At 67.6% G+C, this 24,214-nt stretch carries 22 protein-coding genes; 16 read left to right on the top strand and 6 right to left on the bottom strand.

The genetic code is table 11. The annotated features are described in order from the left end of the window. Positions 1–9: 9 nt before the first annotated feature. The 7 genes from BUC15_RS04140 to holA all read left to right on the top strand — a co-directional run bounded on the left by BUC15_RS04140 (position 10) and on the right by holA (position 7,702). Complete coding sequence (locus BUC15_RS04140; RefSeq protein WP_073186287.1) at positions 10–789, top strand: ComEA family DNA-binding protein; 780 nt, start codon at positions 10–12, stop codon at positions 787–789. Further along, the gene (locus tag BUC15_RS04135; RefSeq protein WP_084189351.1) at positions 786–3,083 is read left to right on the top strand and encodes a ComEC/Rec2 family competence protein; all 2,298 of its coding nucleotides are present in this window, start codon (positions 786–788) and stop codon (positions 3,081–3,083) included. Before BUC15_RS04140 ends, BUC15_RS04135 begins: the two co-directional genes overlap by 4 nt. Before the next feature lie 105 nt (positions 3,084–3,188). Continuing rightward, complete coding sequence (locus BUC15_RS04130; RefSeq protein ID WP_073186286.1) at positions 3,189–3,620, top strand: helix-turn-helix transcriptional regulator; 432 nt, start codon at positions 3,189–3,191, stop codon at positions 3,618–3,620. Positions 3,621–3,630: 10 nt separating this feature from the next. After that, entirely contained in the window at positions 3,631–4,041 is a 411-nt protein-coding gene (locus BUC15_RS04125; protein ID WP_073186285.1) for a VOC family protein, read from the top strand. Positions 4,042–4,518: 477 nt separating this feature from the next. Further along, entirely contained in the window at positions 4,519–5,730 is a 1,212-nt protein-coding gene (locus BUC15_RS04120; protein WP_073186284.1) for an RtcB family protein, read from the top strand. Between the two features lie 138 nt (positions 5,731–5,868). Next, positions 5,869–6,702, top strand: a complete 834-nt coding sequence (locus BUC15_RS04115) for a putative ABC transporter permease (RefSeq protein WP_073186283.1) — start codon at positions 5,869–5,871, stop codon at positions 6,700–6,702. Between the two features lie 37 nt (positions 6,703–6,739). Then, positions 6,740–7,702 carry a DNA polymerase III subunit delta gene (gene holA, locus BUC15_RS04110; protein ID WP_073186282.1) on the top strand — a complete coding sequence of 321 codons (963 nt, stop codon included), beginning with the start codon at positions 6,740–6,742 and terminating at the stop codon, positions 7,700–7,702. Positions 7,703–7,710: 8 nt separating this feature from the next. Here holA and BUC15_RS04105 read toward each other — a convergent pair whose 3' ends face one another. Both BUC15_RS04105 and rpsT read right to left on the bottom strand, forming a co-directional pair. Continuing rightward, complete coding sequence (locus tag BUC15_RS04105) at positions 7,711–8,877, bottom strand: nucleotide sugar dehydrogenase (RefSeq protein ID WP_073186281.1); 1,167 nt, start codon at positions 8,875–8,877, stop codon at positions 7,711–7,713. 244 nt (positions 8,878–9,121) lie between these two features. Continuing rightward, on the bottom strand, positions 9,122–9,382 hold the full coding sequence (gene rpsT / locus BUC15_RS04100) for a 30S ribosomal protein S20 (protein ID WP_073186280.1): 261 nt from the start codon (positions 9,380–9,382) through the stop codon (positions 9,122–9,124). A gap of 163 nt (positions 9,383–9,545) precedes the next feature. On the opposite strand from rpsT, the gene lepA reads away from it, so the two are divergent. Then, entirely contained in the window at positions 9,546–11,375 is a 1,830-nt protein-coding gene (gene lepA, locus BUC15_RS04095; RefSeq protein WP_073186279.1) for a translation elongation factor 4, read from the top strand. A 179-nt stretch (positions 11,376–11,554) separates the two neighbouring features. Here the strand turns inward: lepA and hrpB are convergent, their stop codons facing one another. Genes hrpB through BUC15_RS04075 form a run of 4 tightly spaced genes read right to left on the bottom strand, consistent with a single transcriptional unit; the run spans position 11,555 to position 17,127 of the window. Next, positions 11,555–14,038 carry an ATP-dependent helicase HrpB gene (gene hrpB / locus BUC15_RS04090; RefSeq protein ID WP_245787882.1) on the bottom strand — a complete coding sequence of 828 codons (2,484 nt, stop codon included), beginning with the start codon at positions 14,036–14,038 and terminating at the stop codon, positions 11,555–11,557. 25 nt (positions 14,039–14,063) lie between these two features. After that, a complete protein-coding gene (locus tag BUC15_RS04085) occupies positions 14,064–14,888 on the bottom strand; it encodes a carbohydrate ABC transporter permease (protein ID WP_073186277.1) in 825 nt (274 codons plus the stop codon). Continuing rightward, complete coding sequence (locus tag BUC15_RS04080) at positions 14,885–15,838, bottom strand: carbohydrate ABC transporter permease (protein WP_073186276.1); 954 nt, start codon at positions 15,836–15,838, stop codon at positions 14,885–14,887. The genes BUC15_RS04085 and BUC15_RS04080 overlap by 4 nt, the downstream gene beginning before the upstream one ends. Beyond that, positions 15,838–17,127 carry an ABC transporter substrate-binding protein gene (locus BUC15_RS04075; protein WP_084189349.1) on the bottom strand — a complete coding sequence of 430 codons (1,290 nt, stop codon included), beginning with the start codon at positions 17,125–17,127 and terminating at the stop codon, positions 15,838–15,840. The genes BUC15_RS04080 and BUC15_RS04075 overlap by 1 nt, the downstream gene beginning before the upstream one ends. 71 nt (positions 17,128–17,198) lie before the next feature. Between BUC15_RS04075 and hemW the strand changes: the two genes are divergently transcribed. The 8 genes from hemW (at position 17,199) to BUC15_RS04035 (ending at position 24,212) form a co-directional block, all read left to right on the top strand. Then, positions 17,199–18,389, top strand: coding sequence for a radical SAM family heme chaperone HemW (gene hemW / locus BUC15_RS04070; RefSeq protein WP_073186275.1), 1,191 nt, complete (start codon positions 17,199–17,201; stop codon positions 18,387–18,389). 426 nt (positions 18,390–18,815) lie between these two features. After that, positions 18,816–19,193, top strand: coding sequence for a GntR family transcriptional regulator (locus tag BUC15_RS04065; RefSeq protein WP_073186274.1), 378 nt, complete (start codon positions 18,816–18,818; stop codon positions 19,191–19,193). After that, complete coding sequence (locus BUC15_RS04060; protein ID WP_073186273.1) at positions 19,190–19,882, top strand: ABC transporter ATP-binding protein; 693 nt, start codon at positions 19,190–19,192, stop codon at positions 19,880–19,882. Before BUC15_RS04065 ends, BUC15_RS04060 begins: the two co-directional genes overlap by 4 nt. Then, complete coding sequence (locus BUC15_RS04055; protein WP_073186272.1) at positions 19,879–20,694, top strand: hypothetical protein; 816 nt, start codon at positions 19,879–19,881, stop codon at positions 20,692–20,694. The genes BUC15_RS04060 and BUC15_RS04055 overlap by 4 nt, the downstream gene beginning before the upstream one ends. 14 nt (positions 20,695–20,708) lie before the next feature. After that, the gene (locus BUC15_RS04050; protein ID WP_425443329.1) at positions 20,709–21,554 is read left to right on the top strand and encodes a DUF3097 domain-containing protein; all 846 of its coding nucleotides are present in this window, start codon (positions 20,709–20,711) and stop codon (positions 21,552–21,554) included. A gap of 32 nt (positions 21,555–21,586) precedes the next feature. Continuing rightward, positions 21,587–22,360, top strand: coding sequence for an inositol monophosphatase family protein (locus BUC15_RS04045; RefSeq protein WP_073186270.1), 774 nt, complete (start codon positions 21,587–21,589; stop codon positions 22,358–22,360). A 1-nt stretch (position 22,361) separates the two neighbouring features. Further along, on the top strand, positions 22,362–23,369 hold the full coding sequence (locus tag BUC15_RS04040) for a LacI family DNA-binding transcriptional regulator (protein WP_073186269.1): 1,008 nt from the start codon (positions 22,362–22,364) through the stop codon (positions 23,367–23,369). 117 nt (positions 23,370–23,486) lie between these two features. Then, on the top strand, positions 23,487–24,212 hold the full coding sequence (locus BUC15_RS04035) for an L-ribulose-5-phosphate 4-epimerase (protein ID WP_073186268.1): 726 nt from the start codon (positions 23,487–23,489) through the stop codon (positions 24,210–24,212). Positions 24,213–24,214 lie beyond the last annotated feature (2 nt).

Raw genomic sequence — 24,214 nt, 5'->3', positions numbered from 1 at the left:
AGATGGGGCATGCAGGATTCGGACGAACTGGCGAGGGCCCGGCTGGCGTTCATCAGCGCGGGGCGCCCGCCTCTGGGGGCGCCGCGTCGGGCCGTCGAGCAGGGTGGAAGCGATACTCCCCCCGATCCCGGCCCCGGGCGCGGCGCGCCCGGGGGGCCTGCGGCTCGGGTGCGAGGCGCGGTGGAGACGCTCGGCCGCTTCATCACCGTCAAGCACGCGTTGGTGGTCGGGGCCCTGATGCTGGTGGCGGTGGCATTCACCGTGTTCGCACTCGGGCAGAGTTCGGCGACCGTGGTGCCCGTTGACCCTGTGGTGCGTTCCGTTCCCCCCACGCCGTCAGCTCCGGTGAGCTCGGCACCACCGCTGCGGGTCCACGTGGCCGGAGCCGTCGTTCGGCCCGGTGTCGTGAGTGTGCCTGCCGGATCCATCGTGCAGGACGCCATCGTCGCAGCGGGTGGCCTTGCCGCCGACGCCGGGCCTGCCGAACTGAACCTGGCAGCACCGGTGACCGATGGGATGCAGATCCTGATCGGGTCGGCCGATGATCCCCGCGGCGAGGTCTCGACACCCGGGGGAAGCGGTCCGGCAGATGCGGGTGGCCGGATCAACCTGAATACGGCATCGCCGGAACAACTGGAGGAGTTGCCGGGCATAGGGCCCGTAACCGCGGCCGCGATTGTCGCCTGGCGCGACGAACACGGCGGCTTCACCGCCGTCGAGGAGCTGCAGGAGGTCAGCGGTATCGGGCCGAAAACCTTCGAGAAGCTCGCATCGCTGGTGACGACATGAACCGCCACGACCTGCGGCTGTTGCCGGTGGCAGTCGCCGTCTGGGCCGCCGCGTGGATCGGCACCTCCGGATGGATGCCGGAACGCGCGGGCTGGGTTGCGGGGTTGGTCGGTCTCCTACTGATCGCGGTGATGCTCTGGCGCGCAGGACGGGTGTGGACAGCGATGGTGTTCGCGGTGCTCGCGTTGACGCTCTTCGCCTCGGGATTGCGCTCATGGCAGCGGCACTCCTCACCAGTTTCGGAGTTGGCCGCCGAATCGGTAGTGGTCAGCGTCGAGTTCAGCGTCAACGCCGAGCCGGCCGCCCGGAACGGGATCGTGGTGGCGCATGCGAGCCTGGTGTGGGTCGAGCGGCGAAGTGCCCGGGTCAATGCCTCGGTGCCGGTCGTCGTATTGGCCAGCGGCGAGGTGGGCAGCGCGCTTGCGCAACTCGAGCCCGGGGCACGCTACCGGGCCGTGGCACGGCTGGGTGTTCCCGAGCCTGGGGAGCGTGAGGCCGCGGTGCTGTCTCTGCAACGGATCGACCAACGGGTTGCCGATCCTGGCCCGCTGCGGCGGCTGGCGAACGCCATGCGCGGAGGGCTAAGAGACAGCCTGAGCCGTTCCCCACCCCAGCAGGCGGCGCTGGTGCCATCGCTGGTCGTGGGGGACACCACGCGGGTCGACGACGAGATGCGATCCGACTTCAAGGCAACGGGGCTCACGCATCTCATGGCAGTCTCCGGTGCGAACCTCTCGCTGATGCTCGGGGTGCTGCTGGCGTTCGTCCGGCTGATCGGGGTGCGTGGTTGGTGGGTGAGGATCGCGGCCGTGGCGGGGGTCGGCTTGTTCGTTCTCGTCTGCGGGCAGGAGCCTTCGGTGCTGCGGGCCACGGCGATGGGTCTGGTTGCCCTGGCGGCGACCGGGGTGTCGTCGGGAAGCCGGAGCACAGGCTCGCTTTGCCTGGCGGTGGTGGTTCTCGTGTGGTGCGATCCATGGCTTTCCAGGTCGGTGGGGTTCGCCCTGTCGGTGTGCGCATGCGCCGGGATAGTCGTGTTGGGGCCCTGGTTCCGGGACGCGCTGGTGCGGTGGTGCCCAAGATGGATCGCTGAGGCGGTGGCGGTGTCGTTGGCCGCCCAACTGGTGACCCAGCCGATCGTCACAGCCATCAGCGATGAGATCTCCGTCGTGGGGGTGGCGGCCAATGTGCTCGCCGCGCCGTTCGTCGGCCCGACCACGGTGCTCGGGTTGTCTGCGGCCGTGCTCAGCGGCCTGGGTCCGCTCGGGGTGGTCCCGGCCTGGCTTGCGGGTTGGTGCAGCCAACCCATCCTTTGGGTGGCGCAGTCCGGTGCCTCGGTGCCGTCGGCGACCTGGCAGTGGCAGGCTGACCTGTTGCCGCTCATCGTGCTCACCGGCTGTGTGCTGTTGTCGGCTTTCGCGTTGGCGCGGGTGCTACGCAGCCCATGGGGTGGGGCCGGGTTCATCGTGGTGCTGGTTGTTGCCGGTGTGGCACGTCCTGTGCCCCTTGGGTGGCCGGGCCAGTGGAGCGTGGCGTTCTGCGATGTGGGCCAGGGGGACGCGACCGTGGTGCGCGCCGGTCCGGGAGCCGCGATTCTGGTGGATGCGGGCCCCGAGCCAGGGCCGACCATCGACTGCCTGGCAGGCCTTGGCGTCCGAGCAGTTCCCATGGTGGTGTTGACGCACTATCACGCGGATCACGTCGGGGGAGCAGCCACGGTCATAGCGAGGTTCAAGCCGAAGCTGGTGCTCGTGCGCGGAGGCGAGATTCCGACCTGGCTGCTCGATGCGGTGGGGGAGGTCGGCGGTGAAGTGCGGTCGGCGGCGCCGGGCGAGGTGCTGCAGGCGGGTCTGGCGAGTTGGACGACGGTCTCGGCGCCGACGACCTCCACGGTCGATTCGGAGAACGCCGATGCCGAGGGCCCTGCCGAGAACAACGCTTCGGTGGTAGGGGTGGCGACCTCGGGCGGGATCGGTGTCCTCTTGGCAGGCGATGCGGAGCCGTCCGGCCAGTCGGCTGCCCTGCGTTCAGCCGTCGGGTTGGGGCTCTCGTTGGAGGTGGATGTGCTGAAGCTGCCGCATCACGGGTCATCGAAGCAGGAGAGCCGGTTCTTCGACGCGTCAGGAGCATCGCTTGCCGTTGCCAGTGCCGGGTTGGACAACGACTACGGACATCCGGCGAGGGCGACGCTCGAGTTAGCCGAAAGCTTGGGTATGGCAATGGCCCGAACCGACCTGCAGGGCACGATCGCGGTTTCGCGGACCGGGGAGGGGATCGCGGTGCGGACCCAGCGCTGATTCGGCGCCTCGCTCTACTCAGCTTCCACATGGGCGTGATGCGACTACAAGCCCTTCTGCGCCAGGGCGGCGGTGGCGTCGCCGTCTGGGACGTAGGCTGCTGCCATGCCGCGCCACGGACGACTCAACGAGCTTGCCTTGCTCCGCAGAGCCCGAGATGCGATGGATCGCCGATTCGCCGAGCCGCTCGACATCGGAGCCGTGGCCGCCCAGGCTTACATGTCGAAGGCCCACTTCACTCGTCGTTTCAAGGCTGCCTACGGGGAGACGCCCTACTCGTACCTGATGACGCGGCGCATCGAGCGTGCGCAGTGGCTGCTGCGTGGCGGCGGCCTTACCGTCACCGAGGTGTGCATGGCGGTGGGTTGTACGTCGCTGGGGTCGTTCAGCGCGCGGTTCACCGAACTGGTAGGCAGCACGCCTACTGCCTACCGGGCTGGGGATCACGCGGCGCTGATCGGCGTCCCAAGTTGCGTGGCGCGGTTGGCCACCCGACCGAGCAGGAATCGAGAAGCGCATCGGGGATCGCTCGTTTAGCGTTGCGGACATGGACATCAGACTCTCCACCTGTCTCATCACCGTCAACGACCCCGATGCCGCCTTGGCCTTCTACCGAGATGTGTTGGGCCTCGAGGTTCGAATGGACGTACCCAACGGCGAGTTTCGCTGGATCACGATCGGTTCCCCGGCACAGCCCGACGTCGGGATCGTGCTGTCGAATTACGTCGACGGCTCCCCCGAGGACGTCGAGTTCATCCGCGCGCTCGTCGCCAAAGGCGGCATGAACGCCGCCCATTTCACCGCCGACAACGTCGATGCGGTGTTCGCCAGCGTCAAGGAGGCCGGGGCGGAGATCGTGTCGGAGGTTGCCGACCAGCCCTGGGGCGTTCGGGACTGCGCCTTCCGCGACCCCTCCGGCAACCTCGTGCGTGTGGACGGCGGCACAGCCTCGCAATAGTCAGCCTCCGATCCGCTGACCCGGGTCGGGCTGCGCGATGCGGTGGGATCGGCACCGCCGTCGATCAGGTCCCGCGTGCCAAGGTCCTCGGCGGTCGCCTCCTCATACGGTGGTTCGCGCCGGCGATCCCCTCTGGAACCGGCCTCACAAGGCCATCAATGCTTCCGACCAACTGATCCATGCCCTGGATCTGTGGGAGGCAAGGGGGTTGCCCAGGGCCAGGAATCTGTGGCAGGCTGGTCGGCGGCGCCATGGATGGCGCCGCATCCGAGAGGCACAGACCATGACCGCACAGCCACGTCGCCAAGCGACGCCACCGCTGTGCCCGTCGGTCGCCGTCGAGCCCAGCTTTGCGCATCAGCGCTGAAGCTGCGGGGTACCTGACTCCTTTCGCTAACCAGACACATCCGCCCATCGCCCGTTGACCGGGAGGGCCGTCGGTTACCCCTGTCACCCATCCACACAGGAGGAACCACCATGTCCATCTACCCGGTGCCGCTGACCGGCACCGACAACACCCTCATGTGGGCCGACGAGGCCGGCATCGAGGAGCAGGCCCGCGGCCAGCTCCGGAATGTGGCGAGGCTGCCGTGGACCCACGGCGTGCGCGTCATGCCCGACGTCCACTATGGGCTCGGCGCCACCGTCGGCTCCGTCATCGCCATGAGCCAGGCGGTCGCCCCGGCGGCCGTCGGCGTCGACATCGGCTGCGGCATGACCGCCGTGCGCACCACGTTGCGGCCCGACCAGCTGCCCGACGACCTGGCCGCCATCCGGCACGGCATCGAGCGGGCGGTCCCCGTCGGCTTCGCCTCACACAACGACGAGCCTCGCACCTTGACCAGGCACGACGACCTGGCCCGGCGGTACCGCGACACCATGAGCGGGTTCGGTCAACTGCGCGCGGCCGAGCTGACCCCGTCGGCGAGGTCGGCGAAGGCGGAGCGGAAGGCTTCGGTGCAGGTGGGGACGCTGGGCGGCGGCAACCACTTCATCGAACTGTGCGTCGGCGACGACGACCGGGCCTGGGTGACGCTGCACTCCGGGTCGCGGGGGACCGGCAATCAGCTGGCGCAGGTGCACATGCGGGCGGCGCAGGCGCTGCCCCACAACCAGGGCCTGGTCGACAAGGACCTTGCGGTGTTCCTGGCCGGCACGGCGCAGATGGACGCCTACCTGCACGACCTCTGGTGGGCGCAGGCGTATGCGCTGCTCAACCGCGACGTGATGCTCGCGGCAATCTGTGATGAGCTCTCGCACCGCATTCCGGGAATCGGGTTCGAGGCGCCGATCCGCTGCCACCACAACTACGTGGCGGTGGAGGCCTACGACGACGTCGAGTTGATCGTCACCCGCAAGGGTGCGATCCGGGCCGGGCTGGGGGATCTGGGTGTGATCCCGGGCTCCATGGGCACAGGCTCCTACATCGTGCGCGGCCTGGGCAACCCGGCGTCTTACCAGTCGGCGTCACACGGCGCAGGACGGCGGATGTCGCGCAACGCGGCACGGCGTCAGTTCACCGCGGCCGACCTCGCCGAGCAGACGGCGGGCATCGAGTGTCGCAAGGACGAGGGCGTGGTCGACGAGATCCCGGCGGCGTACAAGGACATCAACGAGGTCATCGCCGCCCAGTGTGACCTCGTCGACGTCGTCGCGCGGCTGCAGACGCTGCTCTGCGTGAAGGGATGACGCGGCGGTGGGAAGGCCAGCCAATCGGGCGACTGACTTCCTTGTAGTTGTAGTGATCGACGCAGCGCCTCCGCCATCGCCGAGCCCCAGGTGGAGATGGCTAAACTGCCCGCAGCGACACAGCGAGGAGGACGGAAGATGACTGCGGTGGAACTGGTCCAGGCATCGGCCCCCGTGACGCTGGTGGTGATCTACGCGATGCTCGGCTGGGTCGCCGAGGTCGTCTTCTCCGCCGTCACCGAAGGCGAGGTCACAAACCGTGGGTTCCTCGCCGGGCCATACTGCCCGATCTACGGGTTCGGGGCGCTCGCGATGACCGCGCTCCTGCTCCCCGTCGCAGACAACCCGATCCTCGTGTTCCTCGGAGCCGCCCTGTTGGCCTCGCTCTTGGAACTGGTCACGGGGTGGGTCCTTGAAAAGCTCTTCCACCGGAGGTGGTGGGACTACTCAGACCGTCCATTCAACATCGGCGGCTACATCTGCCTCCAGTTCTCGTTGATGTGGGGCATCGTCGGCGTCCTGCTGATCGATGTGCTGCACCCGCTGATCAGCCGCTTCCTCGACTGGCTGAATCCCTGGGTCGTCATCGTCGCCCTCGCGGTCATCGCGACGACGATGCTGGTCGACCTCGCGGCCACCGTCTCCTCCACCTTGAAGCTGGACGATCAGCTCAAGGCCCTGAAGGAGGCCGACGAGAAGCTCAGAGCGTCGACCACCCAGTTGAGCACCTCACTGGGCGAGCACGCGCTGGAGCTCAAGGAAAAGGCCGACGACTCACTTGAACAGCTGAAGGATCGACGCGAGGTGCTCAACGACAGGCTCGAAGCGTTGCCGAAGCTGAGCCTCACCACCCGACGGCAGTTGCGCGCCTTCCCGCAGTTGCGCTCCACCCGATACCCGGAACAGTTCCGGCAACTGGCCCAATCGGCTGGAGACCGGTCCGCCCAACCAAAGAAGCGGGACGGCGCCTGAGTACCGGATTGTCGGCCCGGGCTGGCAAGCTTTACCCATGCCCGCCTTCGGTTCCTCCCTCCTGATCACCGGCCCCGAGACGCTGCTGGCCCAGCGGCTGGTGGCGGCCACGGTCGCGAAAGCACGCAAGGAACAGCCCGACTCCGACCTCAACGAGATCTCTGCGTCGGAGCTGGAAGACACCATGCTGTCTGAAGTGGTGGGCGGTTCGTTGTTTTCCAGCAACATCATCGCCGTCATCGACGACGTCGGCGCCTGCCCCGCCGGGGTGGTCGACCAACTGGTCGAGGTGGCCAGGAACCCGTCGGAAGATCTCTGCCTCATCCTGGTACACGCTGGCGGCAACAAGGGGAAGGGCCTGATCGACAAGCTCAAGAAGGCGAAGGTCCCCACCGAATCAGTGGCGACCGTCAAGACCTGGGAGCTGCCTAAGTTCGTCGTCGAGGAGGCCAAGCGGCAGAAGATGCGGATCTCGCAGGATGCCGCAGGCGAGTTGGTCTCCGCCGTCGGGAATGACCTGCGCGCCCTCGCCGCTGCGGTTTCCCAGCTCGCCGCCGACTCCGATCAGGAACAGATCGACTCAGACCTGATCAGGCGCTACTTCGCCGGCAGGGCTGAGGTGACGTCCTTCGCCGTCGCGGACGCCGTGCTGGCCGTCAACGCCACCGTCGCGATGGAACGGCTCCGATGGGCGTTGAGCACAGGGGTGGCACCGGTGCTGGTGACCAGCGCCATGGCGGGTGCTTTCCGGGGAATGGGAAAGTATATCGACGCGCAGGGGAGCCGCATCAGCAGCAACGACCTGGCGCGCCAACTGGGCCTGCCCCCTTGGAAGATGAAGGACTACGCGCGCACGTCACGCTATTGGGGGCCCGGCTCGGTCGCCGGCGCCATCCAGCTGATCGCCGTGGGTGACGCCCAGGTCAAGGGCGCGGCCACGGACCCGGCGTTCGCGCTCGAGCGGATGGTGCTGGGGGTGTTGGCGTTGGCGCGTCGCTGATTCCAGCGTCAGTCGCGGCCGTAGATGTCGCGCGTGTAAACCTTGTCCGCGACATCGTCCAGGTCGGACGACTGCCGGTTGGTCACGATCACATCGGCGCGGCGCTTGAACTCCTCAAGATCGGCTATCACCTCAGAGCCGGAGAACGTCTCCTCCGTGAGCCCAGGCTCGTAGATGATCAACGTCACCCCCTCGGCACTCAAGCGCCTCATGACCCCCTGCACCGAGGATGAGCGGAAGTTGTCCGAGCCGGTCTTCATGGTCAGACGGTAGATGCCGACGACTTCGGGGTTGCGGGAGAGGATGTCGCCTGCGATGAAATCCTTGCGCGTACGGTTGGCGTCGACGACCGCGACGACCAGGTTCTGCGGCACTTCGGAGTAGTTGGCCAACAGCTGTTTGGTGTCCTTCGGCAGGCAGTACCCCCCGTAGCCGAACGAGGGATTGTTGTAGTGCGACCCGATCCGCGGGTCGAGCCCAACCCCTTCGATGATCTGCGCGGTGTCCAATCCCCGGACCGCAGCGTAGGTGTCCAGTTCGTTGAAATAGGCCACGCGCAGCGCCAGGTAGGTGTTGGCGAACAGCTTGATCGACTCGGCTTCCGTCGAGTCCGTCAGCAGCACGGGCACGACGTCATCGTCGGCGCCTTCGACCATTAGATCGGCGAACCGTCGCCCGACAGCGGAGCGGTCACCGACGACGATGCGCGAAGGGTGGAGGTTGTCGTAGAGCGCGCGCCCCTCGCGGAGGAACTCAGGGGAGAACATGATGGTCGCGCCCGGGTGCCTCTGACGCAATTCCTCGGTGAAACCGACCGGGACCGTGGACTTGATGACGATGTTTGCGCCAGGGCTGTAGGTCAAGGCCGTGGCGACGACGAGCTCAACGGAGCTGGTGTCGAAATAGCTGGTCTGCGGGTCGTAGTCGGTAGGGGTGGCCACCACGACGAGGTCCGCAGCCGTGTAGGCCAGCTCTGGATCCGTCACCGCTTCCAGATGCAGCGGACGGTTGGCGAGATACTCGGTCAGCTCGGGGTCGTCGATCGGCGATACCCGCCTGGTGATGAGTTCGATCTTCGCGGCATCTGTGTCGATGGCGGTGACGTGGTGGTGCTGCGCGAGGATGACCGCGTTTGACAGGCCGACGTACCCTGCTCCGGCGACGACGATCTTCATGTTCTGCTCTCCTGAGGCTGTGACCCACGACGGGGACATTGTGGCACGAGAGGCAGCTTGTCTGTGGTTGCCGTGGGGTGAATCAGGGGTGTGCGCTGCGGCGCTCGGCCCAGGAGTTGGAGCGACTCACCTCAGGGGCGCGACATTCCGGCCGCACCCGCCGTCGATGGAGGGTACGCAAAACAGCGCCTTGATGACCGAGGGCCAAGGCGCTGCTTCGGTAGAACAGTTGGTCTCGGCCGGCTCAGAGAGCGGCGACGGAGAGCGAGATGGCCGACTTGCGGTTCGCGGCCTGGTTCTTGTGGATGACGCCCTTGCTCACGGCCTTGTCGAGAGCGCGGTTGGCGGCCCTTGCGGCCTCATTGGCCTGGACCGAATCGCCGGCCGCAACGGCAACACGCACTGCACGCACGTGGGTGCGGAGGCCCGACTTGACGGCCTTGTTACGCTGACGCGCGATCTCGTTGGTCTTGTTGCGCTTCTTCTGGGACTTGATGTTCGCCACTTGGCAAGCCTCTTTATCACTATGTTGGTTGACTCGGTCATGCGTTTGCACGCGACGATCAACCTTACCTGAGGCCGGCACGCCAGGCCAAATCAACCAGTTAGCCCGCCCCGCCGATCCGTGAGAGACTTGGTGGTCGACATCGTCAGCCACAAGGATATTGATGCCAGCTCCGCGCCCAGGTAAGACCGATCCGGCGATCATCCGCAACTTCTGCATCATCGCCCACATCGATCACGGCAAGTCGACCCTTGCCGACCGCATGCTCCAGCTAACCGAGGTGGTCGATGCGCGTCAGATGCGCGCCCAGTACCTCGACCGGATGGACATCGAACGCGAGCGCGGCATCACCATCAAGTCGCAGGCCGTGCGGATGCCGTGGGCCAAAGACGGCGTCACCCACATCCTCAACATGATCGACACGCCTGGGCACGTCGACTTCACCTACGAGGTGTCCCGCTCGCTCCAGGCCTGCGAAGGGGCCATCCTCCTGGTCGACGCGGCGCAGGGGATCGAGGCCCAGACCTTGGCGAACCTCTACCTGGCGCTCGAGGCCGACCTGCAGATCATCCCCGTGCTGAACAAGATCGACCTGCCGAGCGCGAACCCTGAGAAGTACGCCGAGGAACTGGCCGGCATCATCGGGTGCTCACCAGACGAAGTACTCAAGGTATCCGGCAAGACCGGCGCTGGCGTCCGCGAGCTTCTCGACGCCGTCGTCGAGCTGATCCCGGCGCCGGTCGGCGACCCCGCCGCACCCGCGCGTGCGCTCATCTTCGACTCGGTCTACGACACCTACCGGGGTGTCGTCACCTACGTCCGCGTGGTCGACGGTGAACTCAGTCACCGCGAACGCATCCGGATGATGTCGACCAAGGCGACCCACGAACTGCTGGAGGTCGGCGTCATCTCGCCTGAGCCGGTCAAGTCGGACGCCCTGGGCGTCGGCGAAGTCGGCTACCTCATCACCGGGGTGAAAGACGTGCGTCAATCCCGGGTCGGCGACACCGTCACACTCGAGAACCGGGCTGCGGTACAGGATCTCGGGGGTTACCGGTCGCCCAACCCCATGGTCTACGCCGGCCTCTATCCGATCGACGGTGACGATTTCAACGAACTGCGGGAGGCCCTCGAAAAGCTTCAGCTCAACGACGCCGCGCTGACCTACGAACCGGAGACCTCCGGGGCGCTCGGCTTCGGCTTCCGCATCGGGTTCCTCGGCCTGCTGCACATGGAGATCGTCCGCGAACGGCTGGAGCGCGAGTTCAACCTGGACCTGATCTCCACCGCCCCAAACGTGGTCTACCGCGTCATCATGGAGGACGGTTCCGAGCACGTCGTCACCAACCCGTCGGAGTATCCGGAGGGCAAGATCGCGGAAGTCTACGAGCCGGTCGTGCGCGGCACCATCCTCGCCCCGGCGGAGTACATCGGCACGATCCTGGAGCTGTGCCAGACCCGCCGCGGCATTCAGCGCGGGCTCGACTACCTGAGTGAGGACCGCGTCGAGATCCGCTACACCCTGCCGCTGGCCGAGATCGTCTTCGACTTCTTCGACGCGCTCAAGTCGCGCACCAAGGGCTACGCGTCACTCGACTACGAGCCCGACGGTGAGGAGGCCTCCGACCTGGTGAAGGTCGACATCCTGCTGCACGGCGACCCCGTCGACGCGTTCTCCGCGATCGTGCACAAGGACAAGGCTTACAGCTACGGACTGCAGATGGCCTCGAAGTTGAAGGAACTCATCCCGAGGCAGCAGTTCGAGGTGCCGATCCAGGCCGCGATCGGGTCGCGGGTCATCGCCCGGGAGACGATCCGCGCCATCCGCAAGGACGTGCTGGCCAAGTGCTACGGCGGCGACATCTCGCGTAAGCGGAAGCTGCTCGAGAAGCAGAAGGAAGGCAAGAAGCGGATGAAGATGGTCGGCCGGGTCGAGGTGCCCCAGGAGGCCTTCGTCGCGGCGCTGTCGACGTCTGAGGCGCCGAAGAAGTAGGTCGCCCGGTTGGGGCGCACCAGCGGTTCTCGGCGACACCAGCGCTATTGCGCGACACCAGCGATCCGGACCCGACACCAGCGCTATTGCACGACACCAGCCGTATACCCCTGGTATCCAGCCATTCCCCTGGTAACGCGACCCCTCCCTCGTGACCAGAGAATCCCTCGTGACCGCGATCAACCTCGACGCTTCGTCCGCGCCGTTGCAGGCGCCGTCCACGGGTCTTCGGGCCACGGGTGCCTCGGGTAGCGACCGCGCATCTCCGAGCGCACCTGCGCATACGGCCCCGACCAGAACGACGCGAGGTCCCCGGTGATCGCCAGCGGACGACCGGCGGGGGACAGCAGGTGGAACACCACCTCCACCCGACCGTCGACCAACCTTGGCGACGTCGCCAACCCGAAGCACTCCTGCAACTTGACGGCGACGACGACCGGTCCATCCGCGTCGTGAGGCGGGTACTCGAGCCGGATCCTCGACCCGCTCGGCACCTGGAGTCGCTCCGGTGCCAACTCGTCCAGCCGACCGGCCTCCGGCCAGGGCAGGAGCCTGCGCAGCGGCGTCGTCAGGTCGATCCCTGCCAGCGCCCCGGTGTCGGCCGCGGCCCGCAACTCGGGTGCCAGCCAGTCGTCGAGCCTGGTCAGGAGCGCGTCGTCGCCCACATCCGGCCAGCGTCCGCCGATGCTGCGGTGCAGCAGGGCCATCCTGCGACGCAGCGCATCGGCCGACTGCGACCAGCCGATCACGCCCAACCCGTGAGCCGCCACGACGTCGCGGACGGCGTGGGCCCCGAGTTCCCGGGCGGGCACCGGTGTCGAGGAGAGCTCGATCGCGCCGAGGGCGACCACCCGACGGGCGCGGAGCCTGCCGTCGACCAACTCGCCCCGAGTCTCCTCAACCAGGAGTTGCCCGGCCAGCCGGGCCGTCGGCTCATCTATGGGCGCGGCCGAGCGGATCACCGCACCGGTACCGGCCGCGCTCACCCCACCTGCCCTGGTCACCTCGGCGACGGCCAGCCAAACGTGTCCTGCGAGCTCAGGCGGAGCGGCGGCGCGGGTGCCTGAGGCCAGGAGGTAGGTGCCACCCACCTTCCTCGCCACCCGCTCCGGGAAGGCCAAAACGACGACGGCACCAGGCAGGGCACCCGTCCCGGGGGCGGCGTCGATGAGGCGCGCGAGCCGATCGGCCTCTGCCTTCCACCGCCTCGCCTCGGGGGTTCCACCGCGCCGGAGGGCGATGATCTCCCGGCCCAGGTCGCCAGAGACGCCCGACTCCACCGCGGCGACCGTCTCGGCCGCCGTCCGCGAACCGACCAGGGCAGCACCGTCGACGAGCGCCCTCGCCCAACGCGGTGAGGCGGGGATGGAGGCGAGTCGACGCCCGTCCTCGGTGATGCGGCCAGTCGTATCGACGGCGCCGAGCGAGCGCAGCACGGCCTCATCCTCGGCGACGGAGGCGGCCGGCAGCGGCGAGGGCAGCCGCATCGTCGCACCGCGGGGCGACCCCCAGGCTGCGAGCGTCAGCAGGGCGCCGGTCAGGTCCGTGGTCTGCGATTCCGGGGTCACCTGCGGGCGAAGCCCCGCGTAGGTTTCCTCGTCGTAGCAGCGCCAGACCACACCCGGGCCCTGCCGGGCGGCGCGACCTGCGCGCTGGTCGGCTGACGACCGGGCACACCGGACGGTGACCAGGCCGGACATTCCGCGGGCGGAGTCGCGCCGGGGTTCCCGCGACAGCCCGGCGTCGACGACGACGCGCACCCCTGCGACGGTCAGCGAGGATTCGGCGAGGTTGGTCGAGACCACAATCCGGGGCGGCTCGCCCGGCCGCCTCCCCGAGATCGCCCTGTCCTGTTCCCGGGCCGGGATCTGCCCGTGCAACTCGAGCACCTCTGCCGGGACACTGCCCCTCAGCAGGTCGGCCACGACGCGGACCTCGCGCGCCCCCGGCAGGAAGACCAGGACGTCGCCGTCGCCGGGACGCTCGTCGAACGCGGCCCTGGCAACCGTCGCGACGTGGGCGAGGAACTCCCTGCTCACGCCCCTGGCGTCGAGCGGCAGCGGGCCGGGGCAGTAGCGCGCCGTCAGAGGGTGGAGGACGCCGGGCACGCCGACCACCGGTGCGGGCGCCGTGTCACCGAGCAGCCCGGCCAACGTTTCGGTGTCGGCTGTGGCCGACATCGCGATCACCACCAGATCGGGGCGCAGCTCGCGCACCTCGACCAGCAGCCCGACCAACAGGTCGGTGTCCAGGCCCCGTTCGTGGACCTCGTCAAGGATGACGGCGCCGGTCCCGTCGAGGCCGGGGTCGCGCAGCAGTCGACGTAGCAGCACTCCGGGTGTGAGCATCTCGACTTTGGCGTCGGCGCCAAGCACTCTGTCGCCGCGCACCGTGTAGCCGACCAGTTCACCAACGGGCGTCCCGGTCAGGGCGGCGAGCCGACGGGCGGCCGCGCGCGCCGCGACCCGCCTTGGCTGGGTGACCACCACCCTCCCCTCGACCAGGCCGGAAATGATCGGCGGCGCGAGGGTGGTCTTGCCCGTTCCAGGCGGCGCCTCGACGACGGCCGCGCCGTGCGCCCCGACCGCCTCCCGCAGCGCCTCCGCGGCAGCGGCGAATGGCAGGCCGCAGCCGTCGGAGACGAGTTCGGCGAGGGTGGGCACCAGCCAAGTGTGCCCGATCCGCCCTCTATCGAAGCCCGGAGGTGGTCAGCCCCTGAACCAGGTAGCGCTGCAGGAACAAGAAGACGAACAGCATCGGAAGCACCGCCACCAACGTGCCCATGAACAGCTCCGGATAACGCACCCCCTGGCTGGTCATGAACTGGCTCAGCGCCACCTGGACGGTGCGGGTCGCGTCGCGGCCGATCAGGGTCGGCCACAGGAACGCGTTCCACGAGCCGATCAGGACGATCGTGCCGACCGCGGCGATGATTCCCGTCGAGTTGGGCACCACTATCCGCCAGAAACTGGTCCAAGGGTTGCAGCCGTCGATCAGTGAGGCGTCCTCCAGCTCGACGGGGAAGTCGAGGAAGAACTGCCGGAACAGGTAGGTCGCAAACGCCGAAAACATGCCGGGGATCACCAGGCCCCGGAAGGTGTCGATCCAGCCGAGCTGGGCCGTGATGATGAACATCGGCAGAAACGTGGTCGCCGCGGGCACCATCAGCGTGAACACGGTCAGGCCGAGCAGCACCCTGGCGACCCGGTGGGTGTAGCGGGCCAGCGCGTAGCCGGCCAGGAGGCTGACGGTGACGGTGCCGGCGGTCTGCAGCAGCGACATGACCGCCGAGTTGCCCATCGCGCGGACGATGCCGATCGAGTCGTTGGCCAGCAGCGAGTGCAGGTTGGTCAGGTTCGCCTGGTCAGGCAGCCAGTTCCAGCGGGCCGCGGTGATGTTGGCGTTGGTGGAGAAGGCGTTGCGGACGATGACGTAGAGCGGCAGCAGGAAGAGCAGCGCCAAAGCGGAGGCGACACCGTAGCGCAGCGCGAGACCCACCTTTCCCGTCTTCATCGATCGGCCCGTTCGCCGCGGTTGAGGACCCGGTTCTGCAGGACTCCGAAGGCGACGATGATCGCGGTCAGGATGACGGTGCCCGCTCCGCCGACGCCGAGGTCCTGTTTGCCGCCGCCCAGCGCGATCAGGTAGAGGTGCACCAGCGGGGGCCGGCCGTACGGTGGGTAGGAGCCGATCGAGCCGAGCATGTTGTAGAACTCGTCGAAAGCCTGGAACGCGTTGATCAACAGCAGCATGACCACGGCGACGCTCGTGGCCCGCAGCTGGGGAAGTGTGATCCAGCGCAGCAGCTTCCAGCCGGACGCGCCGTCCAGGGCGGCCGCCTCATACGTCTCGACCGGGATCTTGTTCAGGCCGGCGATGAACAAGATCATGTAGAAGCCCACCTGCAGCCATAGGCGCACGGAGACCAGCGCGATCCAGTACAGGTTGTTGCCGCCGCCCAGCCAGTTGACGGGGTCGAAGCCCCAGGAGCGCAGCCATGAGTTCAGCAGCCCGAACCTGGCGCCGTTGAAGAAGCTGAACCGCCAGATGATCGCGGCGATGACGTATGAGACCGCCGTCGGGATGAAGAACACCGACCGGAAGAATGCCCGGCCCCAGCGGAGCTTGTCGAGCAGAAGCGCCAGGCCGAGCGAACAGGCGTAGGTGAGCGGCACGATGAACACCGCGAATGCGACGAACACCAGCAGCGAGTTGCGGAACAGGTCGTCGCCCAGGAGGTAGAGATAGTTGTCGAACCCGACGAACTTGGTCGGCGTGACGGTGTTGCGCGCCTCGAAGAACGAGAGGTAGGCACTCCACGCGATCGGCACGTAAACGAAGACCAGCAGGCCGATGAAGAAGGGGGCGACGAACAGCGCGAACCAGAGGTTGCGGCCTTGCCGCCCCCGCACGCGGTGCCACAGCCCCCGTCGGGGCTGGGTGGGGGCTGTGGCGCTCGTCATCAGCTTTGCAGCTTGGCCAGCTCGGTCTTGGCGGTCGCCTCGAACGCGGCGAACTCCGTCTTCGGATCCTTGCCGTCCTTGATCACGTTGCTGACCGCGGTGGAGTAGGCGTCGCCCAGGGCGCCCGACCACATGATGTCGTTGGCGAAGCCGTGATCGGAGACGAACTGGGCTGCGTCCTTGCCCGGGCCGTCGGCGAGCTTGTCCGCCTGGGCGACGAGCGACGGCTTGGCCGGGATGTGGGTGCCGTAGGAGTTGGAGAAGTCCACCTGGAACTCTTCCTGGTCGATCCACAGCCACTTCGCGAAGGCCTTCGAGGCGTCGACGTTCGCACCCTTGGCCGCGACGCAGGACCCGAACGCGCCGAAGGGGACCGCTGGGCGCCCGTTGGCCCCGATCGCCGGGAACGGCAGCACCGCGACGTCGTCGCCCCAGGCCTTCTTGATGTCGGGCAGCGACCACAGGCCACCCCACTGCATCGCGGCCTCGCCGTTGACGAAGGCGGCCCCGTCGTACCATTCGGCCGAGGCGGCCTCCAGCACCCCGCCGGATCGCAGGAAGTCGCGGTAGGAGGTCAGCGCGGCGTAGAAGTCGTCGTTGAGGAATGCGACGGCGCTGCGGTCCTCGGTGAGTTGGTCGCTGCCCGAGGCCCAGATCAGGATCGTGCCGAGCACGCCGATGCCGCCGTCGTTGCCGGCGAAGAAGCCGCCGATGTCGGCCGACTTGACGGCATTTGCCGCAGCCACGAGCTGTTCGAAGGTGGTGGGCGGTTCCACGCCCGCGGCTTCGAGCAGCGAGGGCCGGTAGTACAGCAGCTGCATGTCGATCGTCTGCGGAATGCCGTAGATCTTGTCTTCGAACGTGAACCGCTTCATGACGGCGGGGTTGAAGTCTGCGGCCTGGTCGCCGATCAACTCGGTCAGGTCCTCGAGCTGACCGGCGCGGATCATGTCGAGCGAGCCGCCCTGCTCGTATTCGAAGACGTCAGGGATGTCGTTGGTGAGCAGTTGCGCGGCGAGGATCGAGGAGTAGTCGCCGGGGGTCCACTTCACCTCCACCGTCGCGTTCGGGTAAGCGGCCGCATACCTTTCGACCGCCTCCTTCACGCCGGCTTCGCCGTACTCGTGGTACCACTGCTGCAGCGTCACGTCGCTGGCCGAGCCGGAGGCGGAGGTCGAGCCGATCGGCGTCGGGGAGGAAAGGGGATTGTTGTTGCCGCACGCGGCCAGGGTTGCGGCTGCAGCCAGGCTGCCACCCGCGAGCAGAAGGGATCGTCGGGAGATATTCATGGGGCTTACCTTGGCACGGATCGGCCCGCCTGGTGGGCGAGGCTACGACGATTGCGCCGTAAGCTGACGAGGTGGCCCAACTTCCCGAAGGCGATCCGGCTCCGCTGGACGGATCGCTACCCTCCGCCGCGCGGTCATCGTCTGCGCCGTTTTCCATCTACGTCCACGTGCCGTTCTGCCGGGTGCGGTGCGGATACTGCGACTTCAACACCTACACCCCGGGCGAGGCGGGCGACGGCGCGTCGGCGTCCTACCTGGAGGCGGTGCGGGCAGAGCTGGACCTGGCGGCCCGGGAGTTGGGACCGCGCCGGGTCGAGACGGTGTTCTTCGGCGGCGGCACCCCGACGTGGCTGCCCGAGCCGGACCTCTCAGGCATCCTCGGCGCGATCGCCGACCGGTTCGAGCTGGCGCCCGACGCCGAGGTGACGACGGAGGCCAACCCTGAAACCGTCACGCCCGAATACCTGGCGAGGCTGCGGGAACACGGCTTCACCCGCATCTCGCTCGGCCTGCAGTCGGTCGTACCGCACGTGCTCAAGGTGCTGGAGCGCGAGCACAGCCCGGAACGCGGGTTGGCGGCCGCCGGCTGGGCGCGGGAGGCGGGCTTTGAGCACGTGAGCCTCGACCTGATCTACGGCACCCCGGGGGAGAGCCTCGCCGACTGGCGGGCGAGCCTGGACGCCGTCACGGGCACCTCCGTCGACCACGTCAGCGCCTATTCCCTGATCGTGGAGGAGGGCACGAGGCTCGCGATGCAGGTGCGCCGCGGGGAGATTCCGATGCCGGACGATGATGACCTGGCCGACAAGTACCTGCTGGCCGAAGAGGCCCTGGCGGCGCTCGGGTTCGATAACTACGAAGTCAGCAACTGGGCGCTCCCGGGCGGCGAATGCAGGCACAACCTGGCCTACTGGAAGGGCGCCGACTGGTGGGGGACCGGCCCGGGCGCCCACTCCCACATCGCAGGGGTCAGGTTCTGGAACCGCAAACACCCGCGCAGCTACGCCGCGGCCCTGGCCGAGGGGCATTCGCCCGCCTTGGCCAGGGAGGTGCTCGACGCCGACCAGCGCAGGGTCGAGCGGGTGCTGCTCGAGTTGCGGCTCCGCGACGGCCTGCCGGTCGACGTCCTGACGCCTTCCGAGGCGGCACGGCTGCCCGACCTTGAGGATCGGGGCATGGTCGAGCGGGTGGGCGAACGCGTCCGGGTGAGCGCCGGGGCACGCCTCCTGGCCGACGGCGTGATCCGCGACCTGCTCGACTGAGCTTCGGCCAGGATCCCCGGGTTGAGCAGGATCCGCAAGTCAAATCCCTTCCGCTGGCATCGTCAGCAGACAATGCGCCCGAGCCCCCAATGAGCAGTGGATCCTGCTCAAACTCATGCCTCGCCCAGCTTTGAGCAGGGATCCGCAAGTCAAATCCCTTCCGCTGGCATCGTCAGCAGACAACGCACCCAAGCCCCCAATGAGTAGTAAATCCTGCTCAAACTCCTGCCCCGCCCAGCTTTGAGCAGGGATCCGCAAGTCAAATCCCTTCCGCTGGCATCGTCAGCAGACAACGCACCCAAGCCCCCAATGACTAGCAAATCCTGCTCAAACTCCTCACCCAGCCCGCGCCCCCAGCCCTTGACCCGCACACACCTTTGTCCTATTGTATTAAGTACCTAATACAACAACACAAGGCGGTGAGTCGTGGAGTTCGACCCGAGCAGCCCCATCTGGCTGCAACTCGTCGGCGAGTTCACCCGCCGCATCGCCGTCGGGACATGGCCACCGGGCGACCGGATCCCCGGCGTCCGCGAACTGGCCCTCGACCTGAGGGTCAACCCGAACACCGTCCAACGCGCGCTGGCCGAGCTGGACCGACAAGGCCTCAGCCGATCGGAGCGCACCGCCGGACGGTTCGTCACCCTCGACGCCGCAGCAATCGACCAGGCGAGGGTCGACCTTGCCTCGGAGGTCGCCACCGAATACGCCAGACGCGCGCAGGGGCTCGGGATGAGCCTCGACGCAGCCCGGGAACTCCTGGGCGCCCAGTGGCGAGACGCCACGGAAGGAGAACAGTCATGAGCGCCATCTCGATCAGGGGCCTCACCAAGGACTACGGCAAGTTCAGAGCAATCAACGGCCTCGACCTTGAGCTTCCACCCGGACAGATCGTCGGTCTGCTCGGCGAGAACGGCTGCGGCAAGACGACGCTGCTGAAGGTGCTGGCCGGTGCGCTGACCCAGTACGGGGGAGAAGTGTCGATCCACGGCCACCGTCCAGGGCCCGAGAGCAAGGCGATCGTCTCGTTCCTGCCGGACGCCAGCTTCCTGCCCGACTCGGCCACCATCGACTTCTGCATCCGCATGTACGACGATTTCTTCGCCGATTTCAGCCGCGAGCACGCGTCCGACCTCATCGGCTTCTTCGGGCTCGACCCGTCTCGCAAGCTCTCGACGCTGTCGAAGGGCATGCGCGAGAAGGCCCAGATCGCGTTGGCCATGTCGCGGCGGGCGAAGGTGTACCTGCTGGACGAGCCGATCTCCGGCGTCGACCCGGCCGCGCGCGACATCCTCCTCCAGGCCATCATCCGCGACCTGCCGCCCGAGGCTCTGGTGCTCATCTCCACCCACCTCATCCACGACCTCGAACCGATCCTCGACGGCGTCGCGTTCATGCGCTACGGCCAGGTGCTGCTGACCGGGGACGTCGACGACCTACGCACCCAGCACGGCGTCTCCATCGACGCGCTCTTCAGGAAGGTCTACCGATGATCCGCACCTTGTTCAAGCATGAGCTCCTGCGCACCTGGCGCCCGTTCGCCCTGGTCACGCTCGCGGTGACCCTCGTCGTCGCGACCTTCTCGGGAGCGGCCATGCTGCTGCCTGCGCCGCTGAACGTGTTGTTCGCCGTCCTGGCCGTCTTTGCCGCGGCCGGGTACATCGTGGCCGTCCCGCTGTTGATCTCGCTCGACTTCTACCGTTCGACCTACTCGAAGACCGGCTACTTCACCGCAGCCATCCCCGCAGCGGGGTCGACGATATTTACCGTGAAGGCCGCCTACGCCTACCTCGCCACGCTCCTGGCGCTGGCGATCGGGTTCCTCCTCCAGATTCCGGCCAACATCGCCACCGGCGCGACCAGCGGGGTGGCGCCCCGGGAGACGCTGGCGATGCTCGGTCGCGCCCTTGAGGCGATCGGTGAGCTGCCCGCGTGGCTGCTGGCCGTCTTCGTCGTCACGGTGCTGCTCTACCCGCTCGTGATGATCACGCCGTTCTTCTTCGCCGCGACCGTCGGGAGCGAGGCCTGGATCAACCGGTCGGGCTTCGGCGGCGTGGTCCTGACCTGGTTCCTGTACTACGTCGCCACCCAGATCCTCGGCGTCCTCTCCCTGTTCATCCCCCCGTCGCTGGATCTCAGGCGGTTCCCGGACATCGAACTGCTCTGGGACCCAATGGCGATCTTCAAGATCGGCGACAACGCCCCGGTGCTCCCCGTCGCCGTGTTCGTCGTGCTCTTCGGGGTAGCGATCGTCGCAATCGGCTGGGCGAAGGTGTCGTACAGCCGCAGGCTGGAGTTGCGCTGATACCGTCGATGCCCGTGGACCGATACTCGAAAGACGTGCTGACCCCCGGCTGGCAGAAGGCACACCTCAAGAAAACCTCCGACGTGCAGGTCGAGCTCGACCTCGTGGTCGAGTTCGACGACTTCTGCGGCGCCGTCGTCGGCTGGGAGAACGGCATCGTCCTGCTCGAGGACCGTAGGGGCAAGCGGCGGGGCGCCCCGTTCGGCCCCGGATTCCTGCTCGAAGGAAAGCCGGTGGCTCTCCGACCTCCACTCCGGGGCGGTTCGACAAAACCGAAGTACACCGCTTCCGGGTCCCGCGCCTCAACCGAACCGGCCAAGGCGAAGGTGGCGCTGCCGAGCCGGATCTACGTCGAGGGCCGCCACGACGCCGAACTGATCGAGAAGGTCTGGGGCGCGGACCTGCGCCACGTCGGCGTCGTCGTCGAGTACCTCGGAGGCATCGACGACCTGCCTGCCATCGTCGCCGAGTTCGCCCCCGAACCCGGACGGCGCCTCGGGGTCCTCGTGGACCACCTGGTGCCCGGCAGCAAGGAGTCCCGCATCGCAAAGCAGGTCTACCAGGGCGGATACCGCGACACCGTGCTGATCGAAGGGCACGAGTTCATCGACATCTGGCAGGCCGTCAAGCCGCAGCGGATCGGCAGGAAGGCGTGGCCGTCGGTCCCGAGGGACGTCGACTTCAAGCTAGGCACCCTGGAGGCCCTCAACCTCCCACACGCCGACCAGGCCGACATCGCCAGGGGCTGGCAGGCCATCCTCGCCCGCGTCTCGTCATGGCGCGACCTTGAACCACAGCTCAACACCAAGGTCGAGACGCTGATCGATTTCGTCACCCAGGACCACCTGGCCGACGACTGAAGCCCCCGGTCCCCACCACTAAGCTGAAAGACATGGACACCGACGACATCCTCGCGCTTCTCAGGCAGACGGCTGCCGAGGTGATCACCCCGAGGTTCCACCGCCTGCGCGACGGCGAGGTCGAGGAGAAGCGCCCGGGCGACCTGGTCACCGTCGCCGACCTCGAGGCCGAGGCCCACCTCACCCGGGCGCTGAAGGGCGCCTTCCCCGGCGCCGTCGTGATCGGCGAGGAGGCAGTGTTCGCCGACCCCGGCCTCCTCAAGGGCATCGGCAACGCCGACCACGCGTTCCTGATCGACCCGATCGACGGCACCCGCAACTTCGTGCGCGGCAAGGACGAGCATGGCGTGATGCTGGCCGAGGTGCGCGCAGGCGTTACGACCCGAGGCTGGATCTGGCAGCCGATGACGGGCCGCGGCTATGTGGCCGAGCGCGGCGCCGGGGCACGGATGAACGGTGAACCGATCGTCCGGGTGCGGCACCAGCGGCCACCGCTCGGCGCGACCGCCCACCACCGACTGCTCGGCTTCGACGCCGACGGCAGGCTGAGTCCCGTGGTGCGCAGCCACTTCTGCTGCGCCTTCGACTATCCCGCATTGCTCGACGGCGACATCGACTTCATGTTCTACCGCACCACCTACCCGTGGGATCATCTCGCCGGTTCGCTCATGGTGACAGAGAACGGCGGGGTGAGCCGCACGCTCGACGGCCTCGCCTACACGGTGCAGTCCAACTCGAGCGGTCTGCTGGTGGCAGGGGACACGCTGAGCTGGATGACCGCTCAACATCTCTGGCCGGTCGACTGAGATGCCGAAGGCCCACGACAAGCCGTCCATCCGCGATGTCGCGGCCGTCGCCGGGGTGTCCTACCAGACGGTCTCGCGGGTCCTGAACGAACCCTCGCTCGTGCGCAGGGAGACGGCCGAGCGCGTCCATTCCGCCATTGAGGAACTCGGCTACCGTCCGAGCAAGGCGGCCAGGTCGCTGGCGACCAACGATTCGATGACGATCGGGGTGGTCTCGGTGCATGCCGCCCTGTTCGGCCCGAGCCAGACGGCGCTGGCGATCGATGAAGGCGCCCGCAGCAGGGGCTATTCGACGGCGTCGGTGACGGTGCGAAACGACAACCCTGACGTGTTGAACGAAGCGAGGGAGCACCTCCTGGGGCTCGGTGTCGACGGCGTCGTGGTGATCGCATGGTCGGAAGCCTCCCTGGGGTTGGCGGAACGGTTCGCCGGCCACATCCCTACCTCCGTGGTGGCGGAGGGACCCGTACCGCAGGGGTTGGCCCGGGCAAGGGGCGACAATCACGGCGGGGCCGAACAGGCCGTGGCCGCACTACGGGAGTCGGGCCGACGTTGCATCGCCCATCTGGCTGGCCCCGACGAGTGGCTCGAGGCCAGGGCGCGACGCGACGGCTGGGCCGAGGCGGCTCGTGAGGCACCCGGGCCGGTGGTCACGAGCGGCTGGGATCCGGCAGGCGGATACCGCGGCGTCGACGAGTTGCTCGCGTTGGCGCCCGAGCTCGACGCGATCTTTGCAGCCAACGACCACGTCGCGGTCGGGGCGCTCAGGCGTCTTTCCGAACTGGGCTGCGCAGTGCCGGGCGACATCGCGCTGGTCGGCTACGACGACACGGACGTCGCGCCCTTCCTCAGCGTCCCGCTGGCGTCCGTGCGACAGCCGTTCACCGCCGTCGGATCGGCCGCGATCGACCTGCTGTTCGACCTGTTCGACGGTCGCCCGACGGGGGAGCGGCTGCTTCCATCCCGCTTCGTCTGGCGCGAGTCGGCGGGCTCCCCGGTGGTCGCTTGACCCCATGGCCTTGACTCCCAATCTGGCACGCGGTAATCTGACGTGTGACCGGTCACATTGATTTGGTGATTGCTACGGTGCGTGAACCGGGCCGGCCCCCGAAGCATGGAGGATGCGATGACGCTGACGCTTACCGATCTACCAGCCGACGTCCAGGACGAGGTCTCCAAGACCCGCCGGATCGTCGCAGACCTGCATGCGGAGCTGCCGCGCTGGGAACTGGTCGTCTGGACCGCCGGAAACGTGTCCCAGCGGATCAGGTGCGCCGACCAGATCGGCGAGGACCTGTTCGTGATCAAGCCGTCTGGCGTCTCCTACGACCAGCTCGGGCCCACTCAGATGGTGGTGTGCACCCTCGACGGTGCCAAGATCAACGACGGCACGCCTGACCGGCTCCAGCCCTCCAGCGACACCGCTGCCCACGCGTACGTCTACACCCACATGGACCACGTCGGCGGCGTCGTACACACCCACTCCACGTACGCCACGGCCTGGGCAGCGCGCGGCGAGGAGGTCCCCTGCGTGCTGACCATGATGGCCGACGAGTTCGGGGGCCCGATCCCGATCGGCCCCTTCGCGCTGATCGGCGATGACTCCATCGGCCGCGGCATCGTCGATACGCTGAAGGATTCGCGCAGCCGCGCCGTCCTGATGCAGAACCACGGGCCCTTCACGATCGGCAAGGACGGCCGGGATGCGGTCAAGGCCGCCGTGATGTGCGAAGAGGTCGCGCGCACCGTACACATCTCCCGCCAGCTCGGCGAGCCGCTGCCGATCGCCCAGGAGAAGGTCGACTCGCTCTTCGACCGCTACCAGAACGTCTACGGACAGCCCAAGAAGTAAGG

It is taken from the genome of Tessaracoccus bendigoensis DSM 12906 (genome assembly GCF_900141915.1).
Taxonomy (GTDB): domain Bacteria; phylum Actinomycetota; class Actinomycetes; order Propionibacteriales; family Propionibacteriaceae; genus Arachnia; species Arachnia bendigoensis.
This window is presented reverse-complemented; position numbering and strand designations above follow the sequence as displayed.